The sequence below is a fragment of the Thioalkalivibrio sp. HK1 genome (genome assembly GCA_000583135.1).
Lineage (GTDB): Bacteria > Pseudomonadota > Gammaproteobacteria > HK1 > HK1 > HK1.
Genome location: JFBG01000003.1, coordinates 45,184 through 63,301, shown reverse-complemented (window position 1 = coordinate 63,301; position 18,118 = coordinate 45,184). Strand labels below are relative to the sequence as shown.

The following is an 18,118-nucleotide window of genomic DNA, read 5'->3' as shown; positions in this document are numbered from 1 at the left end:
TCGGTTATCCCGTCGCCTCGAGACCGACCCCGGTCGAAAGGAGGATCTGCTTCCAGATCGCGGTTTCGTCGATCAATGTCCATTCGCGGCGCAGCCTCGGCTGCGAGCCGACCGCCTTGAATTCGGCATGGGTGATCCCGAGGATATAGACTTCGGCGCCGGTGGGCGCACCGAAGCCTCCCCAACCATCGTGGCCGCCGGAAAGCGACCATCTCACCGCCGCTCGGGCGGGCATGGACGCCTCCTCGAGACCGATGACATGGTGAATCTCGAATGTCGCCGCCGGAAAACTTGCACGGAGCCCCATCCAGAATCGATCCGCACCGTCATGGGAACGAGCCAAGACCCCCCCGGGGTAGGCGAGTTCGCAGGCTCTATCGTATTCCTTGGGGATCGCCGAAAAATCCGCGCCCATGATCCGGGTGAGGATATCGGCCAGCCTCGCCCCCCATTCGTTATCGTTGCCCTTTTTGCGATAGGGCCCTTCGATATCGTTTTTTTCATTGAGCGGGGGCTGCGACCTGCCCGTTTCGCGTTCTCGCAGGATCGTTCGCCTCGCAAACTCTTCGGGGGTCAGCCCCAATTGGCGCACGATCGCGGATTGATCGCGAATCAGCCATTCGTCGTCGATGCAGTTGTTCAAGGCGTGGCAATCGGCAATGATCCGATATTCGATCTTCTTGCCGGTCGCATCGCCGTAGACCCCCGATCCGAGGTGGCTCGCTCTGGAAAGGATCCGGTGCGACGAGAGCATGCCTTGACTCGGATCGCCGCACCAGATCACATCCTCTCCCAGCAGTTCTCGATCCGGGAATTCGGCGAGGGTGGCCATGGTGGCCGCGATCACCCCTTGATTGCCGGTGATCACCGCTTCCGGGGAGCGAACGACGATATCCCGAGCGTAGAAGCGGTGCAGACTTGCAAGTTCGCGCTCTTCCCAGATCTGACGGGTGATGCCGATGATGTAATCGGGGAAGTCGGCGAATCGTTCGTCGAAGCCTTTCATATCGCTCCTTGTCGATCCTCGATGCTCGTGATCGGCTCTCGAGGCCTATCCCCGAGGAGATCGAGGGTGGTTCCGCAAGAGCCATTCCCGCAGGTCGCTGCGGATGACTATTCCGCCGTCCAACCCCCGTCGACCAGCAATGATGTGCCGGTGATCATCGCCGAGGCATCGGATGCGAGAAAAACGGCGGCCCCCATGACATCCTCGACCTCGGCGATCCTTCCCAGTTTGATCTTGCTTTCCACCCACGCCCGCTTTTGCGGATCGTCGAAGGTGGGGCGGGTCAGTTCGGTCATGATGAACGTGGGGCAGATGGTATTGACGCGGATTCCATATCCCCCGAGTTCGATGGCCATGGACTTGGTGAACCCCTCGACCGCGTGCTTGGTGGCGCAGTAGACCGAGCGCTCCATACCCCCCACATGCGCCATCTGGGAGGAGATGTTGATCAGCGATCCGGGACGATGCCCGTCGACCAGCCCCTTGGCCACGGTGCGGGTGAGAAAATAAGCGGCCTTGATATTGATCGCGGTCACGGCATCGAAATCCATTTCCGAGGTTGCAAGGCTCGGGGAATGACGCGCAAGACCGGCGGAGTTGACGAGGATATCGAAAGGCCCGGCGGATGCCACCGCCTCTTGCATGGCATCGATATCGCATACATCCATCGTCAGCACCCGGGCCTCGGCGCCGGCATTCTCGAGATCGTCGGCCAGCGCTACCAAGGCCGATGTGCGACGGGCGGCGATCGTGGTTTTGGCACCGGCCATGGCCAGCGCCACCGCGCAGGCGCGTCCGATCCCGGAACTCGCTCCGGTGATCAGGGCGTTCTTGCCGATCAGCGAAAAGGAGGGGGTCTTGGGTAGGCTCATCGATTCGCCCCTTGAAGCGGCGCCCCTTGCAAGGCGATCGATCCGGTGCGGCGGGCCTTGTTGAACTCCCGCATCCTGGCGAAGACGTCGACCCCGATCTGTCGGTAGACATCGAGGAGATCGACGAGCACCCAGTTCTCTCGGATCAGCCCGGCCTCGATACGCCAAAAATCAAGGCTTCGAAGCGTGATGCGCTTGCCGACGGGGGCGATGCCCATCCAGCCGTCATGGTTTAAGGTCTGCACCATATTCGGCCAGCCGGTGACCCCGACATAATCGCCGTCGGCGAAAAAATGACAGGTGATCTGCTCGAGAAAGGTTTCCCGATCCGGCATCGCCTTCAAGAAGGGAATTTGATGCCAGTTGCGAAAGCCCTCGATGCCGCGTGCGCTACCGATGCCCGAGGGTCCGTACCAGTTCATCTTGGGATGCCAAAATCTCTCCATCTCCATCACTTCGGCTCCGCCTTGCGATGGATGGCGGTTCATGCATGCGAGCATTTCCATGACGATATCGAGGGAGGCTTTCGAGCGGGTCTCGTCCCGTTGACCGTCCTCGATGCCGTCTTGGGTTGCCGGCCCCGGCACATGCCACTCGAGTCCGAGCGAGGGAGCCATCGGCCACGCCCGCGCTTGCATCATCACCTCCGGGATATCCCACACCGCCTGGATCTCGACGACCTCGCCCTCGATCAGACGAAAGAATTCGTGATAACGCATGTGCGCAAGGTGGCCGGTGGGCGGAATATCGAGCCAGGGTTCCAAAAAGAGCCCCGAGTAATAGCCTGCGCATCCGACCCAATGATCGCCGTGCGCGCTCGATCCGGCGATCACGATATGGTCTCGGCGCTCGAGATCCGGCCACGCCCTCGCAAGCGGGGCATGGCAAGCCTCGAAAAACGCATCCGGTCCTCGAAGGTCGCCGATGGGATGGCAGATGTGGACGATGGCATCGGAGGCCATCATCTTCTTCGATGCCGCCCGAGCGCCCTCGACCTCGAAGTCGTACATCGCCTTGCGCCAAGAAGCGATCGACCTCCGATTGGCATCGTCGATGCGATTCATTCATCGCTCCTTCGAATCGTCCGATACCGTGGCCGCCGCCCCGTAGGGGATATTGCGCCCGCCGTAGCGTCGAAGACGGATATTGCATTGTTCGCCGTGGCCGGTAAAGCCCTCCAAGGCGCAAAGACGAGAGCCGTATTCGCCCATGACGGTGGTGGCCTCGTCGCTGACGATGCGCTGCCATGAATGGGTCTTGATGAACTTTCCCACCCAGAGCCCGCCGGTATAGCGGCCGGCTTTTCGGGTCGGCAGGGTGTGATTGGTTCCGATCACCTTGTCCCCGTAGGCGACATTGGTTCTCGGGCCCAAAAACAAGGCTCCGTAGCAGGTCATATTCTCCAAGAACCAATCATCCCGATCCGTCATGACCTGCACATGCTCGCTGGCCAGATCATCGGCGACTTCGAGCATCTCCTCGTAGTGCTCGCAAAGGATCACCTCGCCGTAATCCCGCCAACTGGCGCCGGCGGTCTTTGCCGTCGGCAGGATGCCAAGGATGCGATCGACCTCGGCCATGGTCTCTTGGGCCAATTTCCTCGAGTTGGTGACCAGGACCGCCGGCGAGTCGTAGCCGTGCTCCGCCTGCCCCAGCAGATCGGTGGCGCATAGCTCGGCATCGACGGTCTCGTCCGCGATCACCATGGTCTCGGTGGGCCCGGCGAGCAGATCGATGCCCACCCGACCGAAAAGTTGCCGCTTGGCCTCGGCCACGAAGGCATTGCCGGGACCGACGAGCAGATGCACGGGATCGATCGATTCCGTACCCAAGGCCATGGCCCCGATGGCCTGAATCCCGCCCAAGACATGGATCTCGTGGGCGCCTCCCATATCCATGGCGGCGACGACCGCGGGATTGGGCTGCCCCTCGAAGGGCGGGGTGCAAGCGACGATCCTCGGTACCCCGGCAACATTGGCGGTGACGACGGACATGTGCGCCGAGGCCACCAAGGGAAATTTTCCGCCCGGAACATAGCATCCCGCCGAGCGAACCGGGATATTCCTATGCCCCAAAATCACCCCCGGAAGGGTTTCGATTTCGATATCGCTCATGCTTTCTCGTTGAGCCAAGGCGAAGTTTCGCACCTGCTCTTGGGCGAATGCGATATCGGCGAGATCTCGATCACTGACCCGGGCGATCAGATCGTCGATCTCCGAGCGCGACAGGAGATAGCGATCGCGATCGTAGCCGTCGAACTTTTTCGCCATCTCGCGCACCGCCCGATCTCCTCGAGCCTCGATATCATCCAAGGCGGCCTTGACCGTCGCTACGATCTCGCGATTTTCCTGCGCCTTGATATCGGCCGATTTTCCCCGCTTCAAATACTCGATGGCCATCGGTTTTTTTCTCCTTTTCGAATCCCGAGTCGATGCGACGGGTACATGACTCGCTCGATCGACATTGTCTTGCGGGCGCTCGGATAACGATCCTCGAAACGACTACCAAAATGCTCGTTTTATCCCTTGACGGCGCCGGCGGTCAATCCGCTGACGATCCGATTTTGGAAGAGCATCACCAAAATGAACAGCGGCACGGTCGCCGATACCACCGCGGCCACCGCGAACATGATATTTCCCTCGGTATAGGTGGTGCCGAGGAAGGCGGCGATCTCGGGGACCATGGTGCGATTGGTTTCCGATAGGAGCACCGAGGTCACCGCGAAATCGTTGTAGGCAAGGAGGAAGCTGAACAAGGCGGTGGTGATCACCCCGGGCCACATCACCGGAATGATGACATGACGAAAAGCCTGGAATTGGGTGCAGCCATCGACCTTGGCGCTCTCATCGAGTTCTTGGGGGATATTTTGGAAAAAACTGTGCAGCATCCAGAGCGTGAAGGGCTGGTTGATGGCGACCAGCACCACGATGGTGGTCGGCAGAATCCCCCAAAGATTCCATTCGAAAAAAGGCAGCATATAGCCGGAGACCAAAGTGATCGGCGGCATGGCGCGGAAGATCAAGGCCAGGATCAGCAATAAAAAACTATAGCGGGCCTTGGCCCTGGACAGGGCGTAGCCGCCCAAGGTGCCGATGGTCAAGGAGATGCAAACGACGAAAAAGCACACGATGGCGGTGTTGATGGCGGGGCGCCAAAACCCCTCGGCAATCCAAGCCCCGTGATAACCGGCACCGGTGAAAGGGCGGCCGTGGGTTTCGACGGTATTGCGCCCGAACAGGGCGTTGGTCCAATCCGCCAGCGAGAAGAAATCGAGCTCCACTTTGAACGAACCCCAAAAGGTCCATAAAAAGGGGAAGGCGGCCATGATCAGCCAAAAGATCAAAAAGGCGCTGCTGATCAAGCGCAAGCCCAAAGGCATTTTACGGATCATCGATACGAGCCCCGGTATTCGCGCCAAGTGCGCACCAAGACCGGCGAGAGCAGGATCGCCACCCCGATGATGGTCAGCACCGAGGTCGTGGCCGCGGCCGAGAGCTGTCTCGTCTCGCCTGCCAGGTCGTTGAAGATGATCCAGCTCAGCGAGGTTGCATGGGCCGAGGCGTTGAAGCCGACGATCGGCTCGAAGATGCGAAAGTTATCCATCAACTGGATCAGGGCGACGAAGGTGACCAAGGGCATCAGGTGGGGGATCACGACATAGCGCACCTGTTGCCACCTCGTGGCTCCGTCGATTCGCGCCGCTTCGAGTTGATCCGAGGGCAGGGTTTGCAATCCGGCATAGAAGACCACGAAGGCGAAGGGGGCGGAATGCCAGATTCCGTAGATGATCAACACCAGCCAAGTCAGCTCGCTCGAGGCCTTGAGGGAGAGATCGGGGTTTTCGAAAATCGATTGCAAAGCGGTTCCCAAGATGCCGCGGCTGTCGATCATCCAAAAGAGGATCAACGAGCCGATCAGCGGGGTGACGATCATCGGCAGGAGGGAGAAGAAGATCATCAAGCCCTTGAGATGGCGGTGCAGGGAATTGACGGCCAAGGCGATCAGCAGGCCGAGAACGATCAGCGAGGGGGTAACGGTGAAGGTGAAAACCAAGGTGAAGGTGATCGCCCGATAAAAAGGCAGATTCCCCAGGGTATCGATTACCCCCCGGATTCCTTGACCGGATTGCCAAGCCTCGCGCAGTTCGGCGAAAGCCAGATGCCCGCGATCGCGATAGATATCCAAGCCGACGAAGCGACCCAAGGGCTTTGCCTCTTCGAGGGCGCGGGTGGCCTCTTGGTCGATGGTGGTCTCTTCGGTGCACCCGAAAGGGCCGCAGTTCTCGACCGTGATCAGCACCGATTCATGCGGGGCATAAAGCGATTGGATGATCACCGAGACGATCGGCATGGCGATGAATAGCAGCATCGCCAGCCCGGTGGGCAAGAAGAACCAGAAAAAAGAGCGATGTTTCATCCGATCCCGGCTATGAGATTCAAAATCCTTGAAGTTTTCGCCCGTCAGTCCCTAACCGAAAGTATCAGGTGCGGTGAGGGTGCCGCAAGGATCGAAGGGGGAAGGGGTGCATGACCCCCTCCCGGCTTCGAGATCCGTTCAAAGAAAGCCCTTTTCCTTCGCCGCTGCGCGGTAGGCGGCTTCGACATCCGAAAGCGCTTGCTCGGCGCTTTCCTTGCCCTGCAGGAAATCGGCCAGTTCGTTGCCCAAGGCCGTATGCAAAAGACCCATGTAGGGGATCATCGGATAGGGAATGGTCTTCATCTCGGCGGCTTCGATCACCCCCGCCGAGGCCGAGGTCGGCTTGTAGCCGTCGATCAGCCAAACCGCCTGCCTTGCGATGCCATCGTCTTCCATCAGCTCGGGGCGGATGGCGTGCATCAAGGCGATGAAGGTCGCCTCGGCTTCGTCGTCGGGGATATTCTTGGCCACGGTCCAGCCATCCCACCATAGCGTGGAAGCCGGGGTCGTTCCGCCGTCGACGGTCATCGGCCCTCTGATGGCAAAGCCGTCGATCACCTCCTGCGAGACGCCATCGGCGGTCACCAAGGTCTCGGCCCGGCTTCCCCACATATTCATGATGGCGACATTCCCGGCGCGAAACTCGGCGTTGGTCTCGTTGTTATCGTGGGTGAGGAAATCCGGATTCATGTACTCGGAGAGGCTTTTCATCATCTCCAAGGTTTTGATGCCTTCGGGGGTATTGATATTCGGATGCGCCGACCCGGCTTTGAAATGCCGTCCGCCGTGTCCCAAGAACATATTGTTGAATTCCTGCGCCAGACCCCAGCCCGCCTTATAGGCCCCGCCGATCGGATTTTCCATGATCCCTTGGTCTCGGATCATCTTGGCCGCCGCCAGCATCTCCTCGTAGGTTCTCGGCGCCTCGACCCCGATCTTCTTCAAGATATCGGCGCGATAGACCAAGTGCTGAGCGTTGGCCATGAAGGCCACCGCCATCACCTTGCCGTCGATGGTGATCAGCTGAGAGGGTTTCAGGCCCTGTCCGTGCTTCTCGATCAGATCGTCGAGCGGTCGAATCACATCCTCGTTCATCAGGGCCACGATCGATGAGTTGGCGATGATGGCCGAGGTGTATTCGGCGGGGTTGCCCTGCATGCCGGGGACATTGATCGTTTGGTGGTCCTTGGTCAGGTTGGTGCTGACCTCGGCTCCGGTACATTCCTTGGCCTGCGCCCCGATGGTTTGGATCGCGGGGAATTCATTGCCGACGATGCTGACCCTCGCCGAGATGGTGCAGGCGCTCGCTGCGGATGCGGCCAGCATCAACGCCACTCCCGATGCGATCATCGAATGGATGCCTTTCATATTCTTCTTTCTCCTTTGGTTGAACGCTCAAAAAAACAGTGATCGAGATTCGCCTCTCGATCCGATGGAAACGATCGATTCACTCCCCGATCCGAGCCCCGCTTTGCGGATCGAAAAAATGGCAGTGCTCGATGGCGATATGCACCGATACCGGATCGCCGATCGATGCGCGGAATGATTTTTCCGAGCGAACGGAGACGATCGTACCCCCGGGCCGCAGAGAGACCATCGTTGCATCCCCGAGCAGTTCCAAGGCATAAAGCGGGGCCTCGATATTGCCGCCACCATCCGTGATTTGCGCATCCTCGGCGCGAAATCCCAAGGTGGCCGGTCCATCTTGCATGCGCAAACCCTCGATGCGAACCATCGGCGCTTGGAAAACGCCGTTGTCGATATGGCCCTCGATCAGATTCATCGCCGGATTTCCGATAAAGCCTGCAACGAAGGCGTTGGCGGGCCGATCGTAGATATCACCCGGGGATCCCACCTGTTGCACCACTCCTCGGTTCATGACCACGACGCGATCCGCAAGGGTCATGGCCTCGATCTGATCGTGGGTGACATAGACCGTGGTCACTTGGATCTCATGGCTCAGATTCTTGATCTGGGCTCGGGTCGAGACCCGCAGCTTGGCGTCGAGATTCGAAAGGGGTTCATCCATCAAAAAGACATTGGGCTTTCGTACGATGGCGCGGGCCAAGGCCACGCGTTGGCGCTGCCCCCCCGATAGTTCGGCGGGTTTGCGATGCAGGAATTCATCGAGTTCGACCATGGCGCTGGCTTTTCGCACCTTTTCGTCATGGCTTGCCGGATCCGTACCGCGGACTTTCAAGGGGAAACGAATATTTTCGTAGACATTCATATTCGGGTAGAGGGCATAGCTTTGAAAGACCATGGCCACATCGCGATCTTTGGGCTCGAGATCGTTGACGCGCCGACCCCCGATCATCACATCCCCCTCGCTCGGCTCCTCGAGTCCGGCGATCATCCGCATGGTCGTGGTCTTGCCGCAGCCCGAGGGACCCAAAAGCACGAGGAATTCCCGATCCGCGATATCGAGATCGAGGCGATGAACGCCGACGAAATCCCCCCAACGCTTGCTCAAGTTCCGCAGTTGAATATCGGCCATCTTCTCCTTCCATGTCGCTTGATCGTATTTTTTCGATCCCCGTCCATCGAAGATGGCGGACGATCCTCGCAACCCTTGGCTCGAGCGCCGTCGAGGGTGCTTTCATATCGATCGACGAGCCCCCCCGACCTTATCGACCGAGGGCGAAGCCTTGCAATGCGCCGGAATTTATACGATCCGGTGCCGATTGTGTTTTTCGGGCTCCAAGTCCTTCGGGCATCGCAAGATCGCAGGCAAGCCATCGAGAAGCGATCGAAGATCGCCCTTGGCGATTCGATCATGGCCAGATGAGCGCTTATGATGGATTCTCGTCATGGATTTCCTAAGGTATCTTTCGATCTCGATCCGGGCTCGATGGGCGGCAGCCGGCGATCGATGGGCGGATCGAGCCGAAAGCATCCCGATCGAAAGATCTCGACCCTCCAAACGAGATCCTCCAAACGATACGAGTCATGGTGATCATGAGCGACTTTCAAAAGGAAAAAAACCTCGTTCGGCGCTTCCATGCCGAGCTCGATCGAGAGAATTCGGATCCGGCGAGAACGCTGGCTCGCCATTGTTGCGAAGGGTTTATATGGCGCGGCTATCACCCTTTCGGCGAGCAAGATGCCCAAGGCGTGGCCGAGCGTTTTTGGCGACCCTTGCGATATGCGCTCGGTGCGATGCAGCGCAGGCTCGATATCTTCTTTGCCGGGAGCAACGAGATCGACGACCATCGAAGCGTTTGGGTGGTTTCGATGGGGCATCTGATGGGGCTTTTCGATCACTCGTGGTTGGGGATTCGTCCCACCGGCAAGTTGGTCATGTTGCGTTTTTGCGAGTTCGATCGAGTGACGGAAGAGGGCATCGCAGAAAGCGCGATGTTTTTCGATATCCCTCATCTGATGGTGCAGGCGGGACAAAATCCCTTTCCGCCGCAAACCGGGGCGCAGCTGGTGCAGCCGGGACCGGCGACCCACGACGGACTCCTTTACGAACCCTGCCCCCCGATTCAGGGCAAGACCACGTTGTCTCTGATCAACGAGATGATCACCGATATCGGTCGGTGGCAAGGCCGCTTGAGCCTCGAAGACGAGCTTCGCCGCTGCTGGTCGAAGCGGATGATTTGGTGGGGACCGACCGGTATCGGGGCGACCTATACCATCGAGCGATATGCCAAGCAGCATGCCGGGCCTTTCCGCGCCGGATTTTCCGAGCGCAGCCGAACCGTGCATCGCGCCCGCTTGGCCGAGGGGCATTACGGCGGATTCTTCGGGTGGCCCAACTTCACCGTGCGTCCCGCCGGCGGTTTCATGGGGATGCCGGCGAGCGACGAAAGGGTGGAATTTCGGGTGATCGATATCTATCGCCGCGAGGGGGATCGGCTGGTCGAGAACTGGGTATTCATCGACCTTCTCCATCTTTGGCACTTGCAAGGGATCGATCTTCCAAGCCCCATCGACCCCCGATTGCCGAACGATGGCTGATCGAAGGGCGCACCGGCGTTCGGTGCGCTTCTCGCTTCGATCAATCCTTGGCGTAGCGCCGCCGGAATTTATCGACCCGGCCTGCGGTATCGACGATCTTCTGGGTGCCGGTATAGAAGGGATGGCATTTGGAGCAGACCTCGAGGTGCAGCTCCTCGTTCAGGGTCGAGCGCGTAACGAAGCTATGTCCGCAGCTGCATTTGACGGTGAGGTCTTGATAGGCGGGATGGATATCGTCTTTCATGGTGCTCGTCCAAAGAATCGTTAGAGGGTTGCGGTTTCGAAATTCGATGCCCGGCTGCCTAGGGCGAACCGGTAACGAGGGCGATCGATCGGGCGGGAATTGTACCTTAGGTGTCGGTCGGGCGAATCTTTTCGATCGCTCATTGATCTTTCGTCGATCATCCGTCGATCCACCATCGATCCGCCATCAATCGTCGAGGGCTTTTTTCGGCCGCGTTTCGATGCCGAGATCGGCCCAGATCGTATCGATTCGCCTTTTCACCGACTCGCTCATGGTGATCGCTCGCCCCCACGGCCGATCGCTTTCCCCGGGCCATTTGGAGGTGGCATCGATCCCCATCTTGGATCCGAGCCCGGGGATCGGCGAGGCGAAATCAAGGGAATCGATGGGGGAGTTCTCGACGAAGACGGTATCCCTTGCCGGGTCGACCCGGGTCGAGATCGCCCAGATGACATCCTTCCAATCACGAATATCGATATCGTCGTCGGTGACGATGACAAACTTGGTATACATGAACTGCCGCAGGAAAGACCACACCCCCATCATCACCCGCTTGGCATGGCCGATATATTCCTTGCGGATGGCGACGATCGCCACCCGATAGGAGCAGCCCTCCGGCGGCAGATGAAAATCGACGATATCGGGGAATTGTTTGCGCAGCAAGGGGACGAAGACTTCGTTCAGCGCCAGTCCCAATACCGCGGGCTCGTCCGGCGGTCGGCCGGTGAAGGTGCTGTGGTAGATCGGCGCTTCTCGTTGATGGATGCGGTCGATGGTCAGCACCGGGAATCGCTCCACCTCGTTGTAATAACCCGTATGGTCCCCGAAAGGCCCCTCGAGTTCGGTATCCCCGGGGGAAATATGCCCCTCGATGACGATCTCGGCCCCGACGGGAGCGGGCAATCCGCATTCGGTTTGCACGAGTTCGGTGCGCTTGCCGCGCAGCAATCCGGCGAAGGCGAATTCGGAGAGGGTATCGGGTACCGGGGTCACCGCCGCCAGCATCGTCGCCGGATCCGCCCCCAAGACCACGCACACGGGAAAGTCCTCGCCGGGTCGCTCTCGTTGCCATCGCTTGAAATCCAAAGCCCCGCCCCGATGCGCCAGCCAGCGCATGATGGTGCGATTGCGAGCGATGACCTGTTGGCGGTAGATGCCGATATTGATGCGCTCTCGATCGTTGCCGACGGATCCTCGGGTGATGACCAACGCCCACGTGATCAAGGGCCCGGCATCGTCGGGCCAGCAGGTCTGGATGGGAAAACATCCCAGATCCACCTCGTCGCCTTGCATCGTTTTCGCTTGCCAAGGCGCGCTGCGCACGGTGCGCGGCGCCATATCCAGCACGCGCTTGAAAACGGGCAGGGCCTTGAATGCCTCTCGTATCCCCTTCGGGGGATCGGGTTCTTTGAGGAAGGCGAGCAGGCGACCGATCTCGCGCAAGGCTTCGACGGATTCGGCGCCCATGCCCAAAGCCACCCGCTGCGGGGTGCCGAAGAGATTGGCGAGCAGGGGGATCTCGCTTTTCCCCGGGCGTTCGAAGAGCAGGGCCGGTCCGCCGGCGCGCAAGGTGCGATCGCAGACCTCGGTGATCTCGAGGAAGGGATCCACCGATTGCCGAATCCGTTGCAGCTCTCCTCGGTTTTCGAGGGCGGCGATGAAGGAACGAAGATCGTGATACTGCATGGAAGGCCAAGGCTCCGCTCGATAGGTTCAAGATTCGATCGATGTGGGGGACGGCGGGCCGCAGACCGGGCAGGCCGGATCCCGGGGCAATCTGAGTTCGCGCCATTCCATCAAGGCCGCATCGAGCACGATCAGCCTTCCGGCCAGCGAGGTTCCGAAACCGGCGATCAATTTGATGGTCTCCGTGGCTTGCACGCTGCCGATGATGCCCAGCAGCGGGGCCAGGACTCCCACCAGCGCACAGGGCTCGCCCTCCGCCCCGCCGTCGTCGCGATAAAGGCAGCGATAGCAAGGCGATTTCGGATCGTTGGGATCGAAAACGGCGATCTGTCCTTCCATCCGAATGGCCGCCCCCGATACCAAGGGGGTGCGTTGACGCCGGCACGCCGCATTCAGGGCGAAACGGCTTTCGAAGTTGTCGGTGGCATCCACCACCGCATCCGCCGCCGCGACCTGCGCATCCAGATCGTCGTCCAAGGCCCGATCAAGGGCGGTGACCTCGATCTCGGGATTGAGAGCCAGCAGGGTATCGCGCGCGGAATCGACCTTGTTGCGCCCGATATCCCGGCTACCATGGACGATCTGCCGCTGTAAGTTCGATAGCTCGACATGATCGTAGTCGCTCAGCACCAGATGACCGATGCCGGAGGCGGCCAAGTACATCGCCACCGGCGATCCGAGTCCGCCCAAACCCACGATCAAGACCCGCGCTGCGCTCAACCGCTCTTGGCCGACCTCGCCGATCTCCCTAAGAAGAATATGACGACCGTAGCGTTCGGCAATCCGGGGTTCCACTCGTTTTCTCCATCGAGATTCCTATCAAGGGCTCGTTCGGCATTCTCGAAGCAGCCCCCGACATGATGTGGTCGCAAGAGACGACCCGCGATTCGGTCGATGCGCATTCTCGCTTTTTTCAAAGCCGTTTGCGCAGATTCGGCTTCTTTGCGCTTCGACGATCATCTCGGCGATGTAGTTGTCGACCGTAGATCGACCCATGTCGGTGGCAGCACCGAGATCCACCGCCATCGGGGGCTCGTTTCATGGGCGTGAACCCCAAACCCAAGCGGTCATGCCCTTTCGTAGGATCTGCGGATGATGGGTTTGGCTCGCTCCAAATCATCATTCGAGGCGATGGTGATTTCGATATTGCCGGTGCCGTAATGGCCGATATCGCTGACATCCCGGATAAAATTACAGTCCGGTTCGATATCATCGATATCCCCGATATCCCCGTTCACGAAAACCAAGATATTGCCTTTTTGGTTGCGTAGATTGACACAGGCAAAATTCTTGATGCGCCTGAAGGCGACGTAGTATTTCAGATGCCTTTCTTGCACATCCACTCCCAAATCATATAAAAATTCCTTGAGGCTCTCGTAAAGATCTTTTAACTCATCGCTCGCCTCCTCCATGACTATCTTGTGGTTTTTGCGCGGAAAGAAGTCTCGCTTATCACCGATCGCGGTCGCCACTTTTTCCACGGCTGCGGTCGGCGACTTGGCAGCGGTCCTCGTCAATAAATCGAGCATCAGCCATTCGTCTTCGAATTTCCGATAGCGAACGAGATCGATATTGCGGTCGATTTGCTTGATGGCATGAACGTCGTAGCGATTGAAATCCGCCGCTACCAAGACGAGGCGAGGAGCGGACCAGTCGATATCGTCGGCCGTTTCTCGATCGATCTTTTCTTGTACCAGCCGATGGAAACTGTCTCGGTGATTCATCAGCCAATCGAGATAAAAAAGTCCTTGGGTGACGATATTCGCATTCGAGTCTCGTTTGTATTCGATGATGACCGGGCATTTATTTTCATCCAGCCCCAGCATGTCGATCCGACCATTGGTGGTCTTGTATTCGGATTTCAAAAAATCGATTTCCATCAGTGATCGGAGATTTTTTTGGAACAGGTTTTGTAAATCCTTCTCCAAAGACATCGAAGTACCGATGACTTCATTGACGGATTGTCCTTCCAACCGAAAGAATTTGATATCGCCCATAACACGCTCCTTGGTATGTGGTATCGGGGTACGCACCCTCGACGCAATATAAAGATGGGTACGCATCCGGATTAATCAATCGACATCCTCATACAGTTCATTATCTTCGTGTTCGAATGGGTCGGCATTCATGCACGTTTGTCGGTCGGCCGATGATCCGCGCTGTGCTTTGCATTTTCATCATGCGATTCATGCGCCCGCTTCGATGTCTCGTCGGCGGTCCATGGGCGATCGCTCGTCGTTCAAGTCCTCTTGCGCCCCGAGGTGATGCGTTCGTGTCCCGCCAGATCGCATCGGGTTTCGATCTCGCAAAAGCCGTTTTCGGCGAGAAGGCGGCGAACATCCTCCCCTTGTTGCCAGCCATGCTCCAAGGCCAATCGGCCGCCGGGGACGAGTCGGGCCGGGGCTTGGCGGGCGAGTCTTGTGAGCATATCGAGTCCTTGCGATCCGGCGACGAGGGCATCTCGGGGTTCGAATGAGGGATCCCCGGCAAGGAGGTGCGGATCGTCGCTTGCGATATAGGGGGGGTTGGAGACGATCATCGACCAGTGGGCGTTTTTCAGCGCCGCGCAGGAATCGGCGAGGGCGAAGGAGACATTTCGAATCCCCAATCCCCTTGCATTTTTCCGGGCGATGTGCAGCGCCGCCAAGGATCGATCCGTGGCCAGCACCGTCGCTCGCTCACGCTCGGAGGCGATCGCCAAAGCCACCGGTCCGGCCCCGGTGCCGATATCGGCCACCTGTGCCGATTCGCCGGGATCGATCGACTCCAACGCCACCTCGACCAAGTGTTCGCTTTCCGGGCGAGGGATCAGGGTATCGGGAGAAACCATGAGATCCAGCGACCAGAATTCGCGCCGCCCGGTGAGGTAGGCGATGGGTTCGCCTTCGGCCCTTCGTCCGATCAGCGATGCGAAACGAGCGAGCGTCTCGGGCGAAAGCGGCGCCTCGGGATACATGCGCAGTTGCGTGCGGCTCTTGCCGAGCACGAATCCGAGCAGGATTTCCGCCTCGGGACGGGTGGCGGATCGATCGGCATCGGGGCTGCCCGCAATCCCCTCGATCCCGCGGCCTGCTGCCGGGCGCCGGGCGAGGGCGAGCCGGGTCGAGGCCTCGGCGAGGGTGCGCGCGATGGTGTCATCGGGCATCGTGGCCCTCGATGGGGCTCGATTTGGCCCTTCGAATCGTCAATTTGCGAGCGTCGCCAACTGATCGGCGCGATCCTCGTTGATCAAAGCATCGACGATTTCGTCGAGATCGCCGGCCATGATCTCGTGGATCTTGTAGAGACTGAGGTTGATGCGGTGATCGCTGACCCGCTTTTGCGGGAAGTTGTAGGTGCGGATGCGCTGCGAACGATCGCCGCTGCCGATCAGGAGCCGACGGGTTCGGGCCCGCTCGGCGTCCTGCTTCCGGCGCTGGGCATCGAGTAGTTTGGAGCCGAGCAGCGACATCGCCCGCGCCCGATTCTTATGCTGGGATCGCTCGTCCTGGCATTCCACCACGGTACCGGTCGGCAGATGGGTGATGCGGATGGCGGAATCGGTTTTATTGACATGCTGTCCGCCCGCTCCCGAGGCGCGAAAGGTATCGACCCGCAAATCGGCGCTGTCGATCTTGACGGTCTCGATCGCATCGGCCTCCGGCAATATCGCCACCGTGCACGCCGAGGTGTGGATCCTTCCTTGGGATTCGGTTTCCGGCACCCGCTGTACCCGATGCACACCGGATTCGAACTTCAGCCGCGAATAGACCTTGGGGCCGGTGATCCGGGCGACGATCTCCTTGTAGCCGCCGAGCTCCCCCGGACTTTCGCCGGCGATTTCCGTTTGCCAGTGTCTCGAAGCGGCGTAGCGCAGATACATGCGAAAGAGATCGCCGGCGAAGAGTGCGGCCTCGTCCCCGCCGGTTCCCGCTCGGATTTCGAGCCAAGCGTTGCCGTCGTCGGCGGGATCGGTGGGGATCAGCAGGAGCTTGATCTCGTGCTCCAAGCGATCGCGTTGCAAGGTGGCGCTTTCGATCTCCTCGTGCGCCAAAGGGTGGAGTTCCTTGTCCGGGCCATCCAGAACGCCCTGGGCCTCGTCGATCGATCCGATGATGTGGTTGTATCGCTCGAAGCATTCGGCCACCTTGCTCAGCTCGGCATGCTCTTGCGCCAGAGCCTTCAAGCGGTCGATATCGGCGAGGGTATCGGGATCGGCAAGGAGGATGCCGATCTCTTGGAAGCGATCGTGCAATCCTTCGAGCTTGCGGGTCAATGACGGGTTCACGATCCGGATGCCGTCTTCGAGGAATCCGGCGCCTTTTCCGCCTCGTCGATGTCGATCTCGGATGTCGAGGGCGAGGGATCGACCCTTCGGGGATCGAGGCCGAAGATCGTCGTCGCCGCTTCCAAAACTCCCGGTCGATCGTCGGCGGCGGCGGAGCGCAAGCCGACGCTGGGCCGATGCAGAAATTTTCTCGTGAGGGTATGGGCAAGGTATTCGAGGGATTTTTCCGCCGGCTCCCCGGCATGCAAGCGCGAAAGGGCTTTTTTCAGTACCTCTTTTTGGATTTCGCAGGCCGCCTCTCGCACTTGCACCACGGTGGAATCCGCGCAGAGCCCGCGCTTCCAAGCCATGAATTCCCCGACCTGCCGTTCGATGACCCCTTGCGCTTCGTGCGCCGCGGCGATGCGTTCTTGCTTGCCTTTTTCGATCACGTTCGAAAGGTCGTCGACTCGATAGAGGTAGATATCCGCAAGACGCTCGGCGGCATGTTCCACATCCGGGGGGATCGCAAGGTCGGCGATGAACATCGGTCGCCGACGTCTGATCCGCAGCGCCTTGGAGATCGCATCCGCCTTGAGGATCGGCTCGGGGCTTGCGGTCGAGGTGATGACGATATCCGCATCGGCGAGGCGGTGGCGGATGGCATCGAAGGGTATGGGGTGGGCTCCGATATCGGCGGCCAGACGCCGGGCGCGCTCGAAGGTACGGTTGGCGATCAACGTGCGCCCGATCCCTTGCGCCGCCAGATGACGTGCGCAAAGTTCGATCGTCTCTCCCGCCCCGATCAGCAAGGCGGTGCGATCCTCGGGTTTTTCGAAGATGCGGCGGGCGAGACTGACCGCGGCATAAGCCACCGAGACCGGGTGTTTGCCGATGGCGGTATCGCTGCGTATCCGTTTGGCCACCGCGAAAGAGCGTTGGAATAGCCGGTCCAGCACCGTTCCCAAGGCCCCCTCGCAGCGGGCCATCGTCCACGCCCGTTTGAGTTGGCCCAAAATCTGCGGCTCCCCGAGCACCATCGAATCCAATCCGCTCGCCACCCGCATCACATGCCGAACGGCATCGTCCTCCAAATGCACATAGAGGTGGCGTTCGAGGCGGCGATGATCGATCCCCAAAAAACGATCGAACCAGAGCATCGGAAGGGGGGCGGGGTCGCCTTCGGATCCCCCGCTCAAGTCGCAGTAGAGGTCGGTACGGTTGCAGGTGAAGAGGATCGCCGCTTCGTTGACCCCGGGGCAGTTTCTCAGGGTCTGGATCGCCTGCGGCATTCGATCGGCGCCGATGCCCGCTTGTTCGCGCACCTCCAAAGGGGCGGTGGCGTGGCTCAATCCCAAGGCGATGATCGACATGAGCGTGGGTTACCGGCGATATTCGATGTCAAACAGGATATTTTCGACATCTCGAAGAAGATTGTCGGGCGCGTTCGAAATTTCGGTGCTCGAAAAAGATGATCTCGCGATTCGCCTCGCACTCGGTGGCTGTTTTCGCCGCTTCGAGGGCATCGATCGAATCGGATTCGATCGGCAAGCCCCTTGCCAGAGCCCCGCTCTTTAAAGTATAGTTCCAAAAAACCCGAGGTGTTTTTTAAAGAATCGCGGAAAACGATTGCGGGATTCGAAGATCGCCGGATTGTCGGTTCGAGCGGGTATTTCGAATCTCGC

At 59.5% G+C, this 18,118-nt stretch carries 17 protein-coding genes; 1 reads left to right on the top strand and 16 read right to left on the bottom strand.

What is annotated here, in order from left to right:
• Positions 1-4: 4 nt before the first annotated feature.
• The 8 genes from BF99_RS0101165 to BF99_RS0101130 form a co-directional block, all read right to left on the bottom strand.
• Positions 5-1,006: a nuclear transport factor 2 family protein gene (locus BF99_RS0101165; protein ID WP_025769407.1), complete on the bottom strand. Its 1,002-nt coding sequence runs from the start codon at positions 1,004-1,006 to the stop codon at positions 5-7.
• 107 nt (positions 1,007-1,113) lie between these two features.
• Positions 1,114-1,878: an SDR family NAD(P)-dependent oxidoreductase gene (locus tag BF99_RS0101160; RefSeq protein WP_025769406.1), complete on the bottom strand. Its 765-nt coding sequence runs from the start codon at positions 1,876-1,878 to the stop codon at positions 1,114-1,116.
• Complete coding sequence (locus tag BF99_RS0101155) at positions 1,875-2,942, bottom strand: ester cyclase (RefSeq protein ID WP_025769405.1); 1,068 nt, start codon at positions 2,940-2,942, stop codon at positions 1,875-1,877. The genes BF99_RS0101160 and BF99_RS0101155 overlap by 4 nt, the downstream gene beginning before the upstream one ends.
• Positions 2,943-4,277, bottom strand: coding sequence for a histidinol dehydrogenase (hisD, locus tag BF99_RS0101150; protein ID WP_025769404.1), 1,335 nt, complete (start codon positions 4,275-4,277; stop codon positions 2,943-2,945). It abuts the gene before it with no gap.
• 119 nt (positions 4,278-4,396) lie between these two features.
• Complete coding sequence (locus BF99_RS0101145; RefSeq protein ID WP_038096787.1) at positions 4,397-5,269, bottom strand: carbohydrate ABC transporter permease; 873 nt, start codon at positions 5,267-5,269, stop codon at positions 4,397-4,399.
• Complete coding sequence (locus BF99_RS0101140; RefSeq protein WP_025769402.1) at positions 5,266-6,294, bottom strand: carbohydrate ABC transporter permease; 1,029 nt, start codon at positions 6,292-6,294, stop codon at positions 5,266-5,268. Before BF99_RS0101140 ends, BF99_RS0101145 begins: the two co-directional genes overlap by 4 nt.
• 138 nt (positions 6,295-6,432) lie before the next feature.
• Positions 6,433-7,662 (bottom strand): ABC transporter substrate-binding protein, encoded by a 1,230-nt coding sequence (locus tag BF99_RS0101135; protein ID WP_025769401.1) that lies wholly within the window; start codon positions 7,660-7,662, stop codon positions 6,433-6,435.
• Between the two features lie 79 nt (positions 7,663-7,741).
• Positions 7,742-8,791: an ABC transporter ATP-binding protein gene (locus tag BF99_RS0101130; RefSeq protein ID WP_025769400.1), complete on the bottom strand. Its 1,050-nt coding sequence runs from the start codon at positions 8,789-8,791 to the stop codon at positions 7,742-7,744.
• 461 nt (positions 8,792-9,252) lie between these two features.
• Here BF99_RS0101130 and BF99_RS0101115 point away from each other — a divergent pair, with 461 nt between their 5' ends.
• Positions 9,253-10,257 (top strand): ester cyclase, encoded by a 1,005-nt coding sequence (locus BF99_RS0101115; RefSeq protein WP_038096821.1) that lies wholly within the window; start codon positions 9,253-9,255, stop codon positions 10,255-10,257.
• Positions 10,258-10,297: 40 nt separating this feature from the next.
• Here the strand turns inward: BF99_RS0101115 and rpmE are convergent, their stop codons facing one another.
• The 8 genes from rpmE to hemA all read right to left on the bottom strand — a co-directional run bounded on the left by rpmE (position 10,298) and on the right by hemA (position 17,806).
• A complete protein-coding gene (rpmE, locus tag BF99_RS0101110) occupies positions 10,298-10,501 on the bottom strand; it encodes a 50S ribosomal protein L31 (protein WP_025769397.1) in 204 nt (67 codons plus the stop codon).
• A 186-nt stretch (positions 10,502-10,687) separates the two neighbouring features.
• Positions 10,688-12,187 carry a 4-hydroxy-3-polyprenylbenzoate decarboxylase gene (ubiD, locus tag BF99_RS0101100; RefSeq protein ID WP_025769396.1) on the bottom strand — a complete coding sequence of 500 codons (1,500 nt, stop codon included), beginning with the start codon at positions 12,185-12,187 and terminating at the stop codon, positions 10,688-10,690.
• 27 nt (positions 12,188-12,214) lie between these two features.
• Positions 12,215-12,982: a HesA/MoeB/ThiF family protein gene (locus BF99_RS0101095; RefSeq protein WP_025769395.1), complete on the bottom strand. Its 768-nt coding sequence runs from the start codon at positions 12,980-12,982 to the stop codon at positions 12,215-12,217.
• A 24-nt stretch (positions 12,983-13,006) separates the two neighbouring features.
• Positions 13,007-13,213 carry a hypothetical protein gene (locus BF99_RS22725; RefSeq protein WP_156013107.1) on the bottom strand — a complete coding sequence of 69 codons (207 nt, stop codon included), beginning with the start codon at positions 13,211-13,213 and terminating at the stop codon, positions 13,007-13,009.
• Between the two features lie 41 nt (positions 13,214-13,254).
• Entirely contained in the window at positions 13,255-14,184 is a 930-nt protein-coding gene (locus BF99_RS0101085; RefSeq protein WP_025769394.1) for an endonuclease NucS domain-containing protein, read from the bottom strand.
• A 242-nt stretch (positions 14,185-14,426) separates the two neighbouring features.
• Positions 14,427-15,332 (bottom strand): peptide chain release factor N(5)-glutamine methyltransferase, encoded by a 906-nt coding sequence (gene prmC, locus BF99_RS0101080; protein ID WP_081759025.1) that lies wholly within the window; start codon positions 15,330-15,332, stop codon positions 14,427-14,429.
• Positions 15,333-15,371: 39 nt separating this feature from the next.
• The gene (prfA, locus tag BF99_RS0101075; protein WP_025769392.1) at positions 15,372-16,454 is read right to left on the bottom strand and encodes a peptide chain release factor 1; all 1,083 of its coding nucleotides are present in this window, start codon (positions 16,452-16,454) and stop codon (positions 15,372-15,374) included.
• Positions 16,451-17,806, bottom strand: a complete 1,356-nt coding sequence (gene hemA, locus BF99_RS0101070; protein WP_025769391.1) for a glutamyl-tRNA reductase — start codon at positions 17,804-17,806, stop codon at positions 16,451-16,453. Before hemA ends, prfA begins: the two co-directional genes overlap by 4 nt.
• Positions 17,807-18,118 lie beyond the last annotated feature (312 nt).

What these genes read in the sequence shown, in the direction of transcription:
- BF99_RS0101165 (WP_025769407.1), bottom strand. Translation starts at nt 1,006, where the DNA reads ATGAAAGGCTTCGACGAACGATTCGCCGACTTCCCCGATTACATCATC.
- BF99_RS0101160 (WP_025769406.1), bottom strand. Translation starts at nt 1,878, where the DNA reads ATGAGCCTACCCAAGACCCCCTCCTTTTCGCTGATCGGCAAGAACGCC.
- BF99_RS0101155 (WP_025769405.1), bottom strand. Translation starts at nt 2,942, where the DNA reads ATGAATCGCATCGACGATGCCAATCGGAGGTCGATCGCTTCTTGGCGC.
- hisD (WP_025769404.1), bottom strand. Translation starts at nt 4,277, where the DNA reads ATGGCCATCGAGTATTTGAAGCGGGGAAAATCGGCCGATATCAAGGCG.
- BF99_RS0101145 (WP_038096787.1), bottom strand. Translation starts at nt 5,269, where the DNA reads ATGATCCGTAAAATGCCTTTGGGCTTGCGCTTGATCAGCAGCGCCTTT.
- BF99_RS0101140 (WP_025769402.1), bottom strand. Translation starts at nt 6,294, where the DNA reads ATGAAACATCGCTCTTTTTTCTGGTTCTTCTTGCCCACCGGGCTGGCG.
- BF99_RS0101135 (WP_025769401.1), bottom strand. Translation starts at nt 7,662, where the DNA reads ATGAAAGGCATCCATTCGATGATCGCATCGGGAGTGGCGTTGATGCTG.
- BF99_RS0101130 (WP_025769400.1), bottom strand. Translation starts at nt 8,791, where the DNA reads ATGGCCGATATTCAACTGCGGAACTTGAGCAAGCGTTGGGGGGATTTC.
- BF99_RS0101115 (WP_038096821.1), top strand. Translation starts at nt 9,253, where the DNA reads ATGAGCGACTTTCAAAAGGAAAAAAACCTCGTTCGGCGCTTCCATGCC.
- rpmE (WP_025769397.1), bottom strand. Translation starts at nt 10,501, where the DNA reads ATGAAAGACGATATCCATCCCGCCTATCAAGACCTCACCGTCAAATGC.
- ubiD (WP_025769396.1), bottom strand. Translation starts at nt 12,187, where the DNA reads ATGCAGTATCACGATCTTCGTTCCTTCATCGCCGCCCTCGAAAACCGA.
- BF99_RS22725 (WP_156013107.1), bottom strand. Translation starts at nt 13,213, where the DNA reads ATGGCGGTGGATCTCGGTGCTGCCACCGACATGGGTCGATCTACGGTC.
- BF99_RS0101085 (WP_025769394.1), bottom strand. Translation starts at nt 14,184, where the DNA reads ATGGGCGATATCAAATTCTTTCGGTTGGAAGGACAATCCGTCAATGAA.
- prmC (WP_081759025.1), bottom strand. Translation starts at nt 15,332, where the DNA reads ATGCCCGATGACACCATCGCGCGCACCCTCGCCGAGGCCTCGACCCGG.
- hemA (WP_025769391.1), bottom strand. Translation starts at nt 17,806, where the DNA reads ATGTCGATCATCGCCTTGGGATTGAGCCACGCCACCGCCCCTTTGGAG.